Origin of the sequence: Streptomyces sp. A0592, from assembly GCF_004795115.1 — a bacterium.
Taxonomy (GTDB): Bacteria; Actinomycetota; Actinomycetes; order Streptomycetales; family Streptomycetaceae; genus Streptomyces; species Streptomyces erythrochromogenes.
Map to the genome: position 1 here is coordinate 199,715 of NZ_SSBM01000003.1, position 16,796 is coordinate 216,510.

General features: G+C 74.2%; 14 protein-coding genes. 8 read left to right on the forward strand and 6 right to left on the reverse strand.

Annotated features, from left to right (window positions below; translation table 11 throughout):
• Positions 1-13: 13 nt before the first annotated feature.
• The 4 genes from E6U81_RS06280 (at position 14) to E6U81_RS06295 (ending at position 5,691) form a co-directional block, all read left to right on the forward strand.
• Positions 14-3,553, forward strand: a complete 3,540-nt coding sequence (locus E6U81_RS06280; RefSeq protein WP_240803678.1) for a BTAD domain-containing putative transcriptional regulator — start codon at positions 14-16, stop codon at positions 3,551-3,553.
• A gap of 174 nt (positions 3,554-3,727) precedes the next feature.
• Entirely contained in the window at positions 3,728-3,919 is a 192-nt protein-coding gene (locus E6U81_RS06285) for a hypothetical protein (RefSeq protein WP_136229085.1), read from the forward strand.
• Between the two features lie 163 nt (positions 3,920-4,082).
• Entirely contained in the window at positions 4,083-4,811 is a 729-nt protein-coding gene (locus E6U81_RS06290) for a class I SAM-dependent methyltransferase (RefSeq protein WP_136229086.1), read from the forward strand.
• A gap of 97 nt (positions 4,812-4,908) precedes the next feature.
• Positions 4,909-5,691: a hypothetical protein gene (locus E6U81_RS06295; RefSeq protein WP_136229087.1), complete on the forward strand. Its 783-nt coding sequence runs from the start codon at positions 4,909-4,911 to the stop codon at positions 5,689-5,691.
• Here E6U81_RS06295 and E6U81_RS06300 read toward each other — a convergent pair.
• Positions 5,679-7,379, reverse strand: coding sequence for a FadD3 family acyl-CoA ligase (locus E6U81_RS06300; protein ID WP_136229088.1), 1,701 nt, complete (start codon positions 7,377-7,379; stop codon positions 5,679-5,681). The two genes, E6U81_RS06295 and E6U81_RS06300, sit on opposite strands and share 13 nt — an antisense overlap.
• A gap of 96 nt (positions 7,380-7,475) precedes the next feature.
• Between E6U81_RS06300 and E6U81_RS06305 the strand changes: the two genes are divergently transcribed.
• From E6U81_RS06305 to E6U81_RS06315, 3 genes are read left to right on the forward strand one after another with little or no spacing between them, the layout of a single operon-like run.
• Entirely contained in the window at positions 7,476-8,627 is a 1,152-nt protein-coding gene (locus E6U81_RS06305) for a lipid-transfer protein (RefSeq protein ID WP_136229089.1), read from the forward strand.
• Between the two features lie 7 nt (positions 8,628-8,634).
• The gene (locus E6U81_RS06310) at positions 8,635-9,099 is read left to right on the forward strand and encodes an OB-fold domain-containing protein (RefSeq protein ID WP_136229090.1); all 465 of its coding nucleotides are present in this window, start codon (positions 8,635-8,637) and stop codon (positions 9,097-9,099) included.
• Entirely contained in the window at positions 9,096-9,872 is a 777-nt protein-coding gene (locus E6U81_RS06315; RefSeq protein WP_136229091.1) for an enoyl-CoA hydratase/isomerase family protein, read from the forward strand. Before E6U81_RS06310 ends, E6U81_RS06315 begins: the two co-directional genes overlap by 4 nt.
• 100 nt (positions 9,873-9,972) lie before the next feature.
• Here the strand turns inward: E6U81_RS06315 and E6U81_RS06320 are convergent, their stop codons facing one another.
• The 3 genes from E6U81_RS06320 to E6U81_RS06330 all read right to left on the reverse strand — a co-directional run bounded on the left by E6U81_RS06320 (position 9,973) and on the right by E6U81_RS06330 (position 13,930).
• A complete protein-coding gene (locus tag E6U81_RS06320) occupies positions 9,973-10,467 on the reverse strand; it encodes a peptidylprolyl isomerase (RefSeq protein ID WP_136229092.1) in 495 nt (164 codons plus the stop codon).
• A 66-nt stretch (positions 10,468-10,533) separates the two neighbouring features.
• Entirely contained in the window at positions 10,534-12,942 is a 2,409-nt protein-coding gene (locus E6U81_RS06325; protein ID WP_206309857.1) for a PQQ-binding-like beta-propeller repeat protein, read from the reverse strand.
• Positions 12,943-13,135: 193 nt separating this feature from the next.
• Positions 13,136-13,930: a VOC family protein gene (locus E6U81_RS06330; RefSeq protein WP_136229094.1), complete on the reverse strand. Its 795-nt coding sequence runs from the start codon at positions 13,928-13,930 to the stop codon at positions 13,136-13,138.
• A 320-nt stretch (positions 13,931-14,250) separates the two neighbouring features.
• Here E6U81_RS06330 and E6U81_RS06335 point away from each other — a divergent pair, with 320 nt between their 5' ends.
• Positions 14,251-14,898 (forward strand): TetR family transcriptional regulator, encoded by a 648-nt coding sequence (locus tag E6U81_RS06335; protein ID WP_031150426.1) that lies wholly within the window; start codon positions 14,251-14,253, stop codon positions 14,896-14,898.
• A 114-nt stretch (positions 14,899-15,012) separates the two neighbouring features.
• Here the strand turns inward: E6U81_RS06335 and E6U81_RS06340 are convergent, their stop codons facing one another.
• On the reverse strand, positions 15,013-15,495 hold the full coding sequence (locus E6U81_RS06340) for a nitroreductase family deazaflavin-dependent oxidoreductase (RefSeq protein ID WP_206309858.1): 483 nt from the start codon (positions 15,493-15,495) through the stop codon (positions 15,013-15,015).
• A complete protein-coding gene (locus tag E6U81_RS06345; protein WP_136229095.1) occupies positions 15,495-16,775 on the reverse strand; it encodes an acyl-CoA dehydrogenase family protein in 1,281 nt (426 codons plus the stop codon). Before E6U81_RS06345 ends, E6U81_RS06340 begins: the two co-directional genes overlap by 1 nt.
• Between the last annotated feature and the right edge of the window lie 21 nt (positions 16,776-16,796).

Genomic DNA, 16,796 nt, shown 5'->3' on the forward strand with positions numbered 1-16,796 from the left:
AGGGGGACGACAGATGGACGGCGTACCGGCCATCCCGCACCCGCGGAAACACCCCGAGGCCCGTGCGGCTGCCGCCGCGTCCCAAGCCGGCCCCACCGCCCGCCCCGCCGGTCCCGTACCGCCGACGGCCACCCCCGGTACACGTCCGGAACCCGGCACGGCCGACCCCGCCGCCACGGGTACCGCAGCCCCGCGCCGGCCCGCGACCCGCGCCACCGGGCCCGCCTCCGCCGGGACCACGTCAGGCCGGGGCACCGCCGCAGCCGCGACCGGCCCGGCGCGCACCGGCACCCCCGCGGGCAACCCGCACACCGCACGCCCCGCCGGCGCCGGTGCCACATCCGGCCAGGGCCACGCCGCCGACGCGGCAGGCCCCGCGGCCCCGGCACCCGCTGCCGCGGGCCCCACCACCGACGGCTCGGACCCGACCCGCGCCTCGGAGCCGGCCCGCGCCTCGGAGCCGGCCCGCGCCACCGCCGCCGGCGGGACCCCCGAGCCTGCCGAGACCCCCGAGCCCGCCGCGGACGGCACGGCCCCGGCCCGCGCCGGAGCCCCCGCCGGAGGCGACAGCGCCGGGCCCACCACGGACCGGGCCGCCGAGACCGCCGCAGCGGGCACCACCCCGGGTGCGGCAGAGCCCGCCGCAGCCGAATCGCGGTTCGCCGTCCTCGGCCCCGTGCGCGCCTGGCGGGGCGGCGAGGCCCTGCCCTCCGGCACCCCCCAGCAGCGCGCCCTGCTCGCCGTGCTCCTGCTGCGCGACGGCCGCACCGCCACCGCACCCGAACTCATCGACGCCATCTGGGGCGAGGACCCCCCGCAGCAGGCCCTGGCCACCATCCGCACCTACGCCTCCCGCCTGCGCAAGGTCGTCGCCCCCGGCCTGCTCGTCACCGAGTCCGGCGGCTACGCCATCCGGCTGCGCTCCGCCGCCACCCTGGACCTCGGCGTCGCCCGCAGCCTCGCCGCCGACGCCGACAGCGCCCGCGCCGCCGGGGACCGCTCCCTCGCCCGCACGCTCCTGGCCCGCGCCCTCGACCTGTGGGAGGGCGAACCCCTCGCCGGGGTCCCCGGCCCGCACGCCGAGACCGAGCGCACCCGGCTCGCCGAATGGCGCCTCCAGCTGCTGGAGACCCGCCTCGACCTCGACCTGGAGGTCGGCCACCACGCCGAGGCCGTCTCCGAGCTCACCGCCCTCACCGCCGCCCACCCGCTGCGCGAACGGCTGCGCGAGCTGCTCATGCTCGCCCTCTACCGCAGCGGCCGGCAGGCCGAGGCCCTCGCCGTCTACGCCGACACCCGCCGGCTCCTCGCCGACGAACTCGGCGTCGACCCGCGCCCCGAACTGGCCGCGCTCCAGCAGCGCATCCTGAACGCCGACGCCGACCTGGCCCGCGCGGAAGACCCCGCCCCGGCAGCCACCGCCGCTCACGTGAGGCCCGCCCAATTGCCCGCGACCGTACCCGACTTCACCGGCCGCTCCAGCTTCGTGCACGAGCTCGGCACGATCCTCTCCGGCGGCGCCCAGGACCAGGTCATGGCCGTCTCCGCGCTCGCCGGCATCGGCGGCGTCGGCAAGACCACCCTCGCCGTGCACGTCGCCCACGCCGCCCGCCCGCACTTCCCCGACGGCCAGCTCTACGTCGACCTCCAGGGCACCGACGCCCGCCCCGCCGAGCCGGAAGCCGTCCTCGGCTCCTTCCTGCGCGCGCTCGGCACCCCCGACACCGCCATCCCCGACTCCCCGGCCGAGCGGGCCGCGCTCTACCGCTCCACCCTCGACGGCCGCCGCGTCCTCGTCCTCCTCGACAACGCCCGCGACGCCGCCCAGGTCCGCCCGCTGCTGCCCGGCACCGCCGGCTGCGCCGCCCTCGTCACCAGCCGCGTCCGCATGGCCGGCCTCGCCGGGGCCCATCTCGTCGACCTCGACGTGATGAGCCCGGACGAGGCCCTCCAGCTCTTCACCCGCATCGTCGGCGAGGAACGCGTACGCGCCGAACGCCAGGCCGCCCTCGACGTCGTCGGCGCCTGCGGGTTCCTGCCGCTGGCCATCCGCATCGCCGCCTCCCGGCTCGCGGCCCGCCGCACCTGGACCGTCTCCGTCCTCGCCGCCAAGCTCGGCGACGAACGCCGCCGCCTCGACGAGCTCCAGGCCGGCGACCTCGCCGTCAAGGCCACCTTCGAGCTCGGCTACGGCCAGCTGGAGCCCGCCCAGCAGCGCGCCTTCCGCCTCCTCGGCCTCGCCGACGGCCCCGACATCTCGCTGTCCGCGGCCGCCGCCGTCCTCGACCTGCCCGAGTACGACACCGAGGACCTCCTGGAGGCTTTAGTCGACTGCTCCCTGCTCGAATCCGCAGCCCCCGGCCGCTACCGCTTCCACGATCTCGTACGCCTCTACGCGCGTGCGTGCGCCGAACGCGACGAGCAGCCGCCGAGCGGGCGCGAAGCGGCCCTTGACCGCCTCCTGGACTTCTACCTCGCCACCGCCTCGGGGGTGTACGCACTGGAGCGCCCCGGCGACCGGCTGCCCGCGCACCTGTCCGACACCCACTACCCCGGTCTGGTCTTCGCAGAGCCGCGCTCCGCCCTGGACTGGCTGTACACCGAGGCCGGCCCGCTGCTGGCGTGCGTACGGCAGGCCTCCGTACGGGGCGGCGACTCACCGGTGCTGCGCCGGGCCGTCGACCTGCTGTGGGCGGCCAAGGACCTGGCCGAGTCCGGGGCCAACTCCAAGCAGTACGAATCCGCGGCGACCGCCCTGCGCGACGCCGCCCAGGCCGCCAAGGACCCGTACGCCGAGGGCCGTGCCCGCACCACCCTCACCAACGTGCACCTGGTCGCCGGCCGCTTCGCCGAGGCCGACGACGAGGCCCGCCAGGCCACGGCCCTGGCCCGCGAGGCCGGCGACCCGCTGCCCAGCTGCTGGGCGCCCAACGACCGCGGGATCATCGCCCTCTACGAGGGACGGCACGCCGACGGCGAGCGCCACCTGCTGCAGGCCATCCGGAACTTCCGCGCCGACGGCAACAACGTCGGCGAGGCGAGCGCCCTGTGCAACCTGTCCCGCATCCATGTGGAACTGGGCCGCCTCACCAGCGCCATAGACCTCGCGCAGCAGGGCATCGCCATCTACGACCGGATGGGCCTGTCCCTGCGGCTGGCCAACGGCCGCTACGCGCTCGGCATCGCGCTCACCCAGGCGGGCCGGCTCGGCGAGGCCCTCGCCCAACTCACCGAGGCCCTGGCACTGTTCCACGACAACCGGCAGCCGCTGTGGGAGGGCGTGACCCACTTCCGGCTCGCCGAGGCCCATCTCGCGGCGCGCCGGCCCACGCTGGCCGCCGCGCACGCCGAGCAGGCCATCGCGCTGCGCGGCATCGGCGGGGAGTGGCGGCGCGCGACCGTCCTGACCGTGCTGGGCAAGGCGCTGCGACGGCTGGGCCAGACGGACCGGGCGCGGGTCTGCTGGCGGGACGCGGAGACGGTGTTCACACAGCTCGGTTCGGCCGAACTGGGCGAGGTGCAGAACCTGCTGGCCACGGAGATCGCGGCCTGACCTGCGCAGACGCCTGTTGAACGAGGCGTTCATCGTTCGTTTATCGCCGGACGGCACGATAGGTGCATCGACCCGGTGCGTCGGGGGACATCCGGGCCGATTGGAAGGATCACCCGTTCGGCGGTCATCGGGGGAATCGCCGAACGGGTCCCACCCATCCATCAGGAGAAACCGATGACGACGAACGAGAACATCCTGCCGAACGACGGCACCGTCAAGCCGCTCGACAACCACGCCTCGGGCGTCGAGATCGAGACCCTGGACAACCACGCGTCGGGCATCGAGATCAAGCCGCCGACCGAGGACCAGGCCGCGGGCGAGGAGATCCAGACGCTGGACAACCACGCGTCCGGCCCGCGCCCGTAACAACCGCACGACGTACGGGGGAGCCCACGGGGGAAACGGGGGGCTCGGGGGAGCAACGGGGGGACGGCGGTCGCGGTGGCCCGGAGGGGGAGCCACCGCGACCGCCGCACACGTGTGTCCGCCAAGCCCGGCCGGGCTCCGCGGCGCGGCATAGGCTGGGGGCGTGTTCTCCTCCCACGGGCCGAGCGTCCGCGAACTGGCAGTGCAGGGCCTCTCCTCGGTCGAGCGGGGCTACGACCTGCTGGCGCCGAAGTTCGACCACACCCCTTTCCGCACCCCGGACCGGATGCTCGACGCGGTCGAGGAGACCCTCGCCCAGCGGGAGGGCACGTTCGGCGCCGGCCTGGACGTCTGCTGCGGCACGGGCGCCGGCATCGGCATGCTGCGGCGGCTGTGCCGGGACCGGGTCACCGGGGTGGACCTCAGCGCGGGCATGCTCGCCGAGGCCGGGCGCACGCACCCCGGCGACGACCGCGTGGACTTCGTACAGGCCGACGCGCGGGCCCTGCCCTCCGGCCTGGCCGGCTCCTACGACCTGGCGGTCAGCTTCGGGGCCTTCGGCCACTTCCTGCCCTCCGAGCGGCCCGCGCTCTTCTCCGGGATCCACTCCGCGCTGCGCGGGGGCGGGGTCTTCGCCTTCCCGATCGGCGCCCCGATCCCGCCGAGCTCACCGGTGTGGTGGGCGGTGGCGGGCTTCGACGCCGCGATGCGGGTGCGCAACGCGGTGTGGCGGCCGCCGTTCGTCATGTACTACCGGACCTTCCCGCTGAGCGGGGTGCGCGCCGACCTGCGGGCGGCCGGCTTCACGGTGGAGACGGTCCCGCTGGAGCACTTCGGCCGCCAGGCCGGCGGCGCTCCGCGCTGGCGGCTGGTCCTGGCCCGCCGGCTCTGAGTCGGCGGAACGGCTGCGTCACCTTCAGGACACCGGGCACAATTCGTGAGGAACCGTCAGGCAGCCTGCGTACCGCCCTCACTCCTTGGAGCAGCCGGTGTCGTCACAGGAAATGCTCATAACGATCACTCCTCAGCAGGCCGCCCACGGCGTGATCCTCCCCGTGGAGCTGCCGTCGGGACCGGTCCGGCTGCGCATACCGCCCTGCCGGCACGGCGACCTCGTCAGAGTCCGCGTCGGCACCGAGGAGGTGCGCTTACGCATCCACGTGTCCGGTGCGGGGGCGGCCTGGATCGCGGGCGCCGGCGGCATCACTCCCCCGCCCACGACCGCCGCCGTACCGCAGCAGCCCGTCCCGGCCCCGTCGACGGGTGGCGGGCGCGGCTGCCTGGCGGGGCTGGCCATCGCCGCGGTCCTGGTCATCGGCTTCTTCGTGCTGGTCGGCAATGACGACGACTCGGACGCCAAGCCCACCGGCGACTCCACACCCACCCGGTCGTCCTCCCGGTCCCCGACCCCCACGCCCACGCCGTCCCCCTGGCCGTCGACGCCCGAAGCGGCCGTCACCACCCCGTACGACCCCGGACCGAGCGCCGAGCCGAGCCCCGAGCCCAGCCCGTTCGACCGCGGCACCTGCCTGAACGGGCAGCTGCCGGACTCCACGACGCCCCGCAGCGTCAGCGGCGTCGACGAGGTCCCCTGCTCGGCGTCCGACGCGCACTACCGGGTGATCGAGAGCATCCCCGGCACCTCCGACCTGAACAGCTGCAACGACAACCCGAAGACCCAGTACGCCTTCTCCTACCGCTACATGCGCGGCTCGATCGTCCTCAACCAGTACGTCTACTGCCTGGTCGGCATAGGCTCCTACGCCCGCTGACCCGGGCCGCCCCGGCCCTGCCCGCCCTCGCGGGCTCGGAGTTCGCGTTTGAGGACCTTGCCGCTCGCGTTGCGCGGCAGTTCGGTGACGAACTCCACCGCCCGCGGGACCTTGTAGTTGGCCATCTCCCGTCGGGACCAGGCGATCAGGTCGTCGGCGGTGAGGGTGGAGCCGGGGCGGCGGACCGCGTAGGCCTTGCCGATCTCGCCCAGGCGCGCGTCGGGGACGCCGACGACCGCGACGTCCGCGATGTCCGGGTGCAGTCCGAGGAGTTGCTCTATCTCGGCCGGGTAGGCGTTGAAGCCGCCGACGATGAACATGTCCTTGATCCGGTCGGTGATGCGCAGGTTGCCGTGCTCGTCCAGGACGCCCACGTCGCCGGTGAGCAGCCAGCCCTCCGGGGTGATCGCTGCGGCCGTCTCGTCGGGGTCCTCGAAGTACCCCTGCATGACGTTGTAGCCGCGGACCGCGATCTCGCCGGCCCGTCCGGCGGGCAGGGGCCTTCCGCTGCCGTCCAGGACCGCGACCTGTGTGTCCGGGATGGCCCGGCCCGAGGTGGCGGAGATGACCTCGGCGGGGTCGCCTCGGCGGCACATGGTGACGATGCCGCCGGCCTCGGAGAGCCCGTAGGCGGTCAGGACGGTGGCGATGTGCAGTTCCTCGCGCAGGCGCTCGACGAGCCGGAGCGGGACCACGGCCGCGCCGGTGACGACCAGGCGCAGGGCGGAGAGGTCGTGGTGGCCGCGCTGCGGGTGGTCCAGGAGGGACTGGTGCAGGGTGGGCGGGCCGGGCAGTACGGAGATCCGTTCCGCGGCGACGTTGGCGAGGACGGTGTCCACGTTGAAGACGGGCTGCGGGACCATCGTCGCCCCGCGCATCAGGCAGGCGATGATCCCGGCCTTGTAGCCGAAGGTGTGGAAGAAGGGGTTCACGATCAGGTAGCGGTCGCCTTCGCGCAGGCCGGCGAGCCCGCTCCACACGTCGTAGCAGCGCAGGGACTGGGCGTGGGTGATGACCGCGCCCTTGGGGCTGCCGGTGGTGCCGGAGGTGAAGATGATGTCGGAGGGGGCGTCGGGGCTGATGGCCTCGGCGCGTTCGCGGACCGCCTGCGCCGTGACCCGGTCCCCGCCCGTGAGGAAGTCCTTCCAGGTGCGGAAGGTGTCGGGAGCGTCCTCGGCGAGGACGACGACCTGTTCCAGGTGCGGCAGCCCGGGCAGGGGCCCGCGTCCGGGCCCCTCTGCGGCGGCCCGGCGCAGGGAGGCGACGTAGGAGGTGCCGAGGAAGGTGCCGGTGACGAAGAGCAGCCGGGCCCGGCTGCGCCGCAGGACGTACGCGGCTTCCGTCCCCTTGAAACGGGTGTTGAGGGGAACGAGGACCGCGCCCGCCGAGACGGCGCCGAGCGCGGAGACGATCCAGTCCAGGGTGTTGGGCGCCCAGACGGCGACCCGGTCGCCCGGCTCCACCCCGGCGGCCACGCAGGCCGCGGCGGCGCGCTCGACGCGCTCCCCGAGCTGTGCGTAACTGATCCGGACGCGCCCGTCGACGACGGCTTCGAGCTCGCCGTACTGCGCCGCGGCCGACCGGACGAGCCCCGCGATGGTGTCCCAGCGCAGGTCTCCGCGCGCGTCCTCGCGCACGCCTCCGAGCGCGTCCTCCGTCACGTCCTCGCGCAGCGCCTCGTCGCCCATGCGTGCCACCCTCCCGCGAACCCAGTAGCTGACTATCCGTCAGATTAGCTGTAGCCTTCGCGGCTGTCAGTACTGGCGCACTCCCCGGAGGTGGCGATGGCGGCAACGCTCAAGGACGCTACGGCGATAGTCGGCATCGGCCAGACCGCCTTTGCCAAACAACTGCCGCAGTCCGAGAAGGAACTGGCCTGCCGGGCGATCCTGGCCGCCCTGGCCGACGCCGGCATCGACCCCGGCGAGGTCGACGCCTTCTCCTCCTACACCATGGAGGAGACCGACGAGGTCGAGGTCGCCAAGGCCATCGGCGCCGGCGACGTCACCTTCTTCTCCAAGATCGGCTACGGCGGCGGCGGTTCCTGCGCCACCGTCGGCCACCTCGCCGCCGCCGTCGCCACCGGCCAGGCCACCGTCGGCGTCGCCTGGCGCTCCCGCAAACGCGGCTCCGGCCCGCGCCCCTGGAAGAACACCGCCGTCCAGCTGCCCACCCCCGGCCAGTGGACCCGGCCCTTCGGCCTGCTGCGCCCCGCCGACGAGATCGGCATGCTGGCCCGCCGCTACATGCACGAGTACGGCGCCACCCGCGACCACCTCTTCAACGTGGCCATGGCCTGCCGCAACCGGGCCAACGAGAACCCCGCCGCGATGATGTACGAACGCCCGCTGACCCGCGAGATGTACATGACCTCCCGCATGATCAGCGACCCGCTCTGCCTGTTCGACAACTGCCTGGAGACCGACGGCGCACTCGCCTGCGTGATCGTCTCCGCCGAACGGGCCCGCGACTGCCGCCACAAGCCCGTCTACGTCCACTCCGCCGCCCAGGGCCTGCCCTCCCAGCATCACGGGATGGTCAACTACTGGAACGACGACCCCCTGTCCGGGCCCGCCTGGACCGCCGCCCGCCACCTGTGGAAGCAGGCCGACTTCGGCCCCCAGGACGTGCACGTCGCCCAGATCTACGACGCCTTCACCCCGCTCATCCCGCTCTCCCTGGAGGGCTACGGCTTCTGCGGCCGCGGCGAGGGCGCCGCCTTCACCGAGGGCGGCGCCCTGGAGCTGGGCGGCCGGCTCCCCATCAACACCGGCGGCGGCGGCCTGTCCGAGGCGTACGTGCACGGCTTCAACCTGATCAACGAGGGCGTCAAACAACTGCGCGGCGTCTCCACCGCCCAGGTGCCGGACGCCACCACCTGCCTGGTGACGGCGGGCGAAGGCGTCCCGACGTCCGCGATCCTGCTGAGGAGCTGACCGACCGATGACCACCGCACCCGAAGCCGCCGCGTCCGCGGACGCCCTGCTCCTGCCCGTACCCGACGAGGACGGCGCCCCCTTCTGGGAGTACGCCGCCCGCGGCGAACTGCGCGTCCAGGCCTGCACCGCGTGCGGCAGACTGCGCTTCCCGCCCCGCCCCTGCTGCCCGCACTGCCGGTCCTTCGACAGCGAGTGGCGCCGCATGAGCGGCCGCGGCCGCATCTGGTCCTACGTCCGGCCGCACCCCCCGCTGCTTCCCGCCTACGCCGCACAGGCCCCGTACAACGTGATCCTCGTCGAGCTCGCCGACGCCCCGCACATCCGGCTCGCCGGGAACCTGGTCACCTCCGCCGACGCCCCCCTCGACTCCATGGACCCGGCCCGGCTGCGCATCGGCGCACGGGTCCACGTGGTCTTCACCGAGACGGGCGCAATGGCCGTGCCGCGCTGGCTCCTGGAGAAGTCGTGACCCTGCGGGTGGAGCGGGACAAGGCGACCGGGGTCGCGGTCGTCACCCTGGACCGGGAGCACCGGCACAACGCCGTCGACCTGGCCACCGCCGCCGAACTGGGCGAGGCGTGGCGCGAGCTGCGGTTCGCCGGGGAGGTACGGGCGGTCGTGCTGACCGGCGCCGGAACGGCCGCCTTCTGCACCGGCATCGACCGCGGCGTCGACGTGCCGCAGCCCGCCTCCCCCTACTCCGCCGACGACCCGCTGATCGCGATCGGCCCGAAGTCGTGCGACCTGTGGAAGCCGGTGATCGCCGCCGTCAACGGCATGGCCTGCGGCGGGGCCTTCTACCTGCTGGGCGAGTCGGAGTTCCTCATCGCCTCCGAAACGGCCACCTTCTTCGACCCGCACACCACGTACGGGATGGTCAGCGCCTACGAGGCCGTGTACATGGCGCAGCGCATGCCCTTCGGCGAGGCCGCACGGATGTCGCTGATGGGCACCGCCGAACGGCTCTCCGCGCGCCGGGCCCACGAGATCGGGCTGGTCTCGGAACTGGCCGAGCCGGACGGGCTGCTCCCGGCGGCCCTGCGGGCGGCGCAGACCCTGGCCGGCTTCCCCACGGAGGCCGTGCAGGGCACCGTACGGGCCCTGTGGTCGGCGAAGCAGGCCGCACTCCAGCAGGCCCTCGCCCAGGCCCCGGCGCTGATCGCCCTGGGGAACCTCCCGCCGGACCGCCAGGCGGAGCTCTTCACGAACCGCCGCACCGCCCCGGAGCCCCGCCTGCGCTGACCCCGCGGGCCGTCGCCCCCGGCCCCCGGCCCCCGGACATGGCGGCGGCCCCGGCCCCCTGGTGGGGGCGGGGCCGACCGGCCGTGCAGGCGGGTGGGGATCAGGCCTCGACGACGCCGGAAGCGGCGATCTCGACCTTGCCCTTGGGGGCGCCGGACTGGGAGCCCAGGCCCTCGATCTGGTCGACGAGCTCCTGGCCGGAGACGACCTCGCCGAAGACGACGTGCTTGCCGTCGAGCCACGGGGTGACGACCGTGGTGATGAAGAACTGCGAGCCGTTGGTGTTGCGGCCGGCGTTCGCCATCGACAGCAGGTACGGACGGTCGTGCTTCAGCTTGAAGTTCTCGTCCGCGAACTTCTCGCCGTAGATGGACTTGCCGCCGGTGCCGTTGTGGTTGGTGAAGTCACCGCCCTGCAGCATGAACTGGGGGATGACGCGGTGGAAGCCGGAGCCGGCGTAGCCGTAGCCGTTCTGGCCGGTGGCCAGCTCGCGGAAGTTGCGCGCGGTCTCCGGGACGACATCGTCGAAGAGGTTGAAGACGATGCGGCCGGCGGGGGCGCCGTTGATGGTGATGTCGAAGTAGACGTTGCTCATGGGGTCCATCCTGTCACTCCCGGTGCGGTGCGCTACCCGGCGGGGCCGGACCCGGCCCCGGTCGGGTCACCCGCTCGTACGGGTGCCCGTGCCCTTCGCCGCGTCCAGGGCGTACACGCAGCGGTCCTTGCTGCACGCGTACACCACGCCCGCCTCGGCGACCGGGGCGCCCGTGATCTCACCGCCCGTGGCCAGCTTCCAGCGGAGCTGGCCGCCCGCCGCGTCCAGCGTGTACAGGCAGTGGTCGGCCGACCCGAAGTGCACCCGGCCGTCCGCGACCGCCGGCAGGCCCGTGATCTCGCCGCCCGCCGCGAACCGCCACTTCGGGGTGCCGGTGACCGCGTCGAGCGTGTAGAGCGCGCTGCCCGCCCCCAGGTGGACGTTGCCGCCCACCACGAGCACCGGGTCGGAGGACTGCCGCGACTCCGTCGCGATCCGCCAGCGGTCCTGGCCGGTGGCCGCGTCGAGGGCGTAGACGGTGCCCAGGTAGTCGGCGAGGTAGACCCCGCCGCCCGTCACGGCGGCGCCCGGCGCGAAGGCCGGCGGGGCCAGGAAGACCGCGGGGGCCTCGAAGTGCCAGCGGACCCGCCCCGAAGCCCGGTCCACCGACAGCACCCGGGTGCCGGCCGCGACGTACACGTTGCCGTCGGGGGCCGGCGTGACCCGGACGGGCACGTTCCCGCAGGATCCGGCGTCGCCCACCGGGTAGGACCAGGACTCGCGGCCGCTGCGGGCGTCCAGGGCGCGCAGCCGCGCGTCCTGCCACACGTACACCGTGCCCTCGTGGAGGACGGGAGCCGCCTCCGGGGTCTCGAAGTCGCTCTGCGCGCCCGTCAGCTCCCACAGCTTCTGGCCGCTGGACGCCTCCCAGCCCTGTACGCCGCCGCCGCGCGTGGCGGTGACGACCGTGCCGCGCTCGGCGCGCAGCGCGTACACCCAGGCATCGGTGGACAGCCGCCACCGCTCGGAGCCGTCGGAGGCGTCGAGCGCGTAGAGGGAGGGCCCGTCGGAGGCGTGGATCCGGCCGTCGGCGACCGCCATGGACCAGGCGACGTCGCGCGTCTTGAACTGGCGGCGGCCGCTGGCCACGTCCAGGGCGTGGACCTCGAAGGAGGTCACGTACAGCAGGTTGCCCGCGACGGCCGGGGCCCCCCAGACCTCGTTCGACATGCGGAAGCGCCACGGACGCCAACGGCCGCTGTCCGGAGCCGCGCCGGGCCCCGGAACGGACGGGGTGACCGGCCCGGTGGCATGGACCGGGGCGGACCCGTCGGGCTGGCGCACCCAGCCGGTCGCCGAGTCCGCGGCGGGGGTGTGCGCCGCCGACGCCGAGGCCGTCGCGAACGGGCCGGGCCCGATCGGCACCGGCGAGCCGCCCAGGCGCACGGGCTCGCCCGACGGCACCGGGGACCGCGGCGGGTGGTGCGGGCGCTGCGGCACGGCCTGGCCGGTACGCGGGTCCACCCAGCCCTCGGCACCCCGCGGACGGCGGTGCGTGGCCTGCTCGGACACCGGACCGCGGGCCCCGCCGCCGCCACGGGCGTCGCGGCCGGGCGCGGGCACGGCCGCGGCGGGCGTACGGTTCCCCGCGCGCCGGGCCTCGATCATCGCGACGGCCCGCGACGGCAGCCACGCCGAGGCGGTGCCGCTGTCGTCGCCGCCGTCGAAGAGGTGCGGGGCCAGCTGCGCCTGCAGGTCGGCCGGGGTGGGCCGCAGCGAGGCGTCCATCTGCATACAGGACTCGATCAGCGGCCGCAGCTCCTCCGGGAGCCCCTCCAGGTTCGGACCCTCGCGCAGCAGCATGAAGACCGTCTCGACCGGGTTCGCCCCGTGGTAAGGCGGGTGCCCCGTCGCGGCGAAGACCAGCGTGGAGCCGAGCGAGAAGACGTCGCTGGCGCCCTTGACACTGCGCGAGTCCTTCGCCTGCTCGGGCGACATGTAGGCGGGGGTGCCGACGGCGACGTTCGTCATGGTCAGGCGGGTGTTCGAGACACCGCTCGCGATACCGAAGTCGATCACGCGCGGGCCGTCCTCGACCACGAGCACGTTCGACGGCTTCAGGTCGCGGTGCACCAGCCCGGCGCCGTGGATGGACTGCAGGGCCTCGGCGATGCCGGCGGCGAGCCACCGTACGGCCTGGGCGGGCATGGGCCCGCACTCGTTGACGATCTCCTCCAGCGAGGGCGCCGGCACGTACGCGGTGGCCAGCCACGGCACGGCGGCACGCGGGTCGGCGTCGACCACGGCCGCGGTGTAGAAGCCCGACACGGCACGCGCCGCCTCCACCTCGCGGGTGAAGCGGACGCGGAAGAGCTGGTCCTCGGCGAGCTCGGTGCGCACCGTCTTGATCGCGACCCGCCGTCCGGACGCGGACCGCGCGAGATAGACCAGCCCCATGCCGCCGGCGCCGAGCCGTCCCAGCACCTCGAAGGGGCCGATCCGTCTCGGGTCGTGCTGCGTCAGCTGCTCCACCACTCGCCTCCACACCTCCCCGTACGGGCCACCCACCGGGCCCGCTCCCACCGGCACGGGGCCATGCCCCGTGCAGCGTCTCATCCCGGGGCGCAGCCCGGGTCGCGCAACCCCGATTCTGTCAGGCCCGGGCCGGGTCCGGCCCCGGCACGGCGAGCAGCGCGGTGTGATCTGCCCGGCGATCCGCCGCCGGCGCCTACGCGTCCGCCCCGGCGCGGGGTTCCGAGAGGAGCCCGAAGACCGCCCCCTGATTGTCCGCGACGACCGCGATCCGTCCGTAAGGGGTGTCGAAGGGGTCCGCGGTGACCCGTCCGCCGAGCCGCCGCGCAGTCGCCACCGCCTGGTCGCAGTCCGGGACGGCGAAGTAGACGAGGAAGTGCGCCGGCATGATCTCAGGGAAGGCGTCGGTGATCAGGCTGCGCCCCAGGACGGCGGTGTCCGTGCCGGGCGCCTTGCCGGGCGGCGACCAGATGCGGTACTCGACGCCGGCGTCGTCCTGGTCCTGCGGGACGTAGCCGAAGACCTTGGCGTAGAAGACGTCCACGGCGTCGCGGGCCCGTGTGTAGACCTCGCTCCAGCAGTACGTGAACGGCTCCTGCTGGGCCTCGAAGCCGTGGTGGGTGCCGGGCTGCCACAGCCCGAAGACGGCCCCGCCGGGGTCGGCGGCCATCGCGGCCGTGCCGTACGGGCCGACGGGCATCGGGTCCATCACCATCTGGCCGCCGGCGGCGCGGATGCGCTGGGCGCAGGCGTAGGCGTCGGTGGTGTAGAGGTAGACGCCCCAGACCGTGGGCATCCGGCCGTCGGGCTTGGGGGCGAGGGCGGCGACGTTGCGGCCCCGGCTGTAGGCCTGCGTGTAGTGGCCGTACTCGGCGCCCGCGCTGTCCGCGAAGGTCCACCCGAAGAGCTCGCCGTAGAACCGCTTGCCCGCCTTGACGTCCGGAAGCGAGGCGTCCACCCAGCAGGGTGCGCCTTCCACGAATGCGGCCATGGGCCCGGTTCCTTCCGTTCTGCGGGGGTGTGTACCCTCCCACCCTCTCCCAGCCATGATCCGCCCGAAAACTTGTCCACAGCCTGTTGATAAGACTATTCGGGGGAAAGCTCGCGGAACGGGGCGACACACCCGGACCGTGACGGCGCAGGGGCTACGGGCCGACGACGGGGCGGCTACGGGGCGACCACGGGGTGCATCCGGCCGGAATCCGCCTCCGCGGCAGCCCCGGGACGGCCTCCCGCCCAGGCCGGGGACCCCGTAACCCCATTTGCAGGCGGCCGAATAGCGCGCCGATCACCCCTCGGTAAGCTGACGGCATGACAGGACAAGTACGCACCGTCGACGGGCGTGTCGCCGGCCGGCGCGGCCAGGCGACGCGGCAGAAGCTGCTCGACTGCCTCAGCGAGATGCTCAGCTCCTCGCCGTACCGCGACGTCAAGGTGATCGACGTCGCCCGCAAGGCCGGCACCTCCCCCGCGACCTTCTACCAGTACTTCCCGGACGTCGAGGGCGCCGTCCTGGAGATCGCCGAGCAAATGGCCACCGAGGGCGCGCAGTTGACGTCGCTCGTCGAGGGCCGGACCTGGGTCGGCAAGTCCGGGTGGTCAGCCGCCGAGGAACTCGTCGACGGCTTCCTGGAGTTCTGGCGTCGCAACGACGCGATCCTGCGCGTGGTCGACCTCGGCGCGGCCGAGGGCGACAAGCGGTTCTACAAGATCCGCATGAAGATCCTGAACTCGGTCACCAACTCCCTCACGGAATCGGTGAAGGAGCTCCAGGCCAAGGGCAAGGTCGACAAGGACGTCAGCCCCGCCGCGATGGCCGGCTCCCTGGTCGCGATGCTGGCCGCGGTCGCCTCGCACCAGAAGGGCTTCCAGACCTGGGGCGTCAAGCAGGCCGAGCTCAAGCCGAACCTGGCCCTGCTCGTCCACCTCGGCATCACGGGCAAGAAGCCGACCAAGTAACGGCGGACCCGCTCCGGGTCCGCCGCCCCGGCCGGCTCCGCGCCGGCGCCACACCGCAACCACACCGCAACCACACCGGCACCCCGCCGGCGCCACTCCACGGTCCGCCCGGGGTCAGCGACGCTCCAGGCGGAACAGCCGGATCTCCCGCTCGATACGTGCCTGGTACGTCGCGTACGGCGGCCAGAACGCCAACACCGCCCGCCACGCCGCCGCGCGCTCCTCACCCGCCAGCAGCCGGGCCCGTACGGCTATGTCCTCGCCTTGCCAACTCACGTCCGCTTCCGGGTGCTTGAGCAGGTTCCCGGTCCATGCCGGGTGCCCGGGGCGGCCGAAGTTGGACCCGATCAGGATCCAGCTCGTCCCGCCGTCCTCCGGCATGCACGCGAGCGGCGTGGTGCGCGGTTCGCCGGTCCTTGCCCCCTTGGCGGTGAGGATCACGCCCGGCAGCATCTGCGCGCTGAGCATGACCTTGCCCCGGGTGAGCTTGTGCACCGCCTTGTCCATGGCGGGGATGAAGTGCGGTGCGATCTTGGCGAACAGCATGGTCGAGGAGACCTTCTGCATCAGCTTGACGCCGGGAGCCACGCGAGCCATCAGACGGCCACCTTCTCTTGTGCGGGCGAGGACGCGGCGACCGCCGCGGCGGAGGATGCGGATGCGGGTGCCGGTGCGGGTGCGGCGACAGCGGCCGGAGCCGGCCCGAACAGGCCCGCGCGGTCCGCGGCGTGCGCCCGCAGCCGGTGCACCGGACCGAACAGCAGCTCGTCGGAGGCCGCCCGCTTGAAGTACAGGTGCGCGTCGTGCTCCCAGGTGAAGCCGATGCCGCCGTGGAGCTGGATCGCCTCCCCCGCCGTCATCCGCAGCGCCTCCAGGGCCTGGGCGAGCGCGAGGCCGCCCTGCTCCGGGTCCCAGGCGGCGTAGTAGGCCGCCGAGCGGGCCGCCTGCACCTGGACGTACAGGTCGGCGAGCCGGTGCTTGACCGCCTGGAAGGAGCCGATCGCCCGGCCGAACTGCTCGCGCTGGCGCACGTACTCCACGGTGCGTGCGAGCGCCTGGCCGGCCGCCCCGACCGCCTCGGCGGCGAGCACGGCGGCGGCGGTGCGCCCGGTGGCGGCGAGGGCCCCGAGCACGTCGACGCCCCGCCCCTCGCCGTCCGGCCCGCCGAGCAACTCGGCTGGAGCATCGCGCAGTTGGATCCGGGCCTGCGGTCGGGTCTCGTCGAGCACGGCCTGCCGGGACCGGACGAGGCCGGGTGCGCCCTCCCGTACGAGAAACAGCAGCGTACGGCTGCGCGCGAAGCCGCCGGTGTGTGCGGCGACCAGCAGCAGCGGGGCGCTGTGGCCGTCGAGCACCTGGGCGGCCTCCCCGTACAGCCGCCAGCCCTCGCCGGCGGCGCCTTCGCGGGCCTGCACCCCGCCCGCCCGGCCGCCGCCGGACCACTCGCCCGCGGCGTCCTCTCCGGTCAGCGCGAGGGCGGTGGCCAGCGCCGGGCCGGGCACGGCGAGGGCGGCGGCCAGCCCGCCCGACGCCAGCGGCGGGAGCAGTGCGGAGCGCTGGGCGTCGGTGCCGAGGGCGGTGATCAGGGGCGCACACAGCGCGGCGGTGGCCAGCAGCGGCGAGGGCAGCAGTGCCCGCCCGGTCTCCTCGCAGGCCAGCGCCAGGTCGGCCGGGCCGCAGCCGACCCCGCCGTACTCCTCGGCAACGGCGATGCCCGGCAGCCCGAGCTGCCGGGAGAGCTGCTGCCACAGCTCGCGGTCGTACCCGTCGGCGGTGCGGACCGCGGCCTTGACCTCGTCGGGGCCGCAGCGCTTGCCCAGGATCTCGCGCAGGGTGCGCCGTATCTCGTCCTGCTCCGCGGTGAAGGCGGCATCCATCGTCGAGCTCCTCCCGGGGGC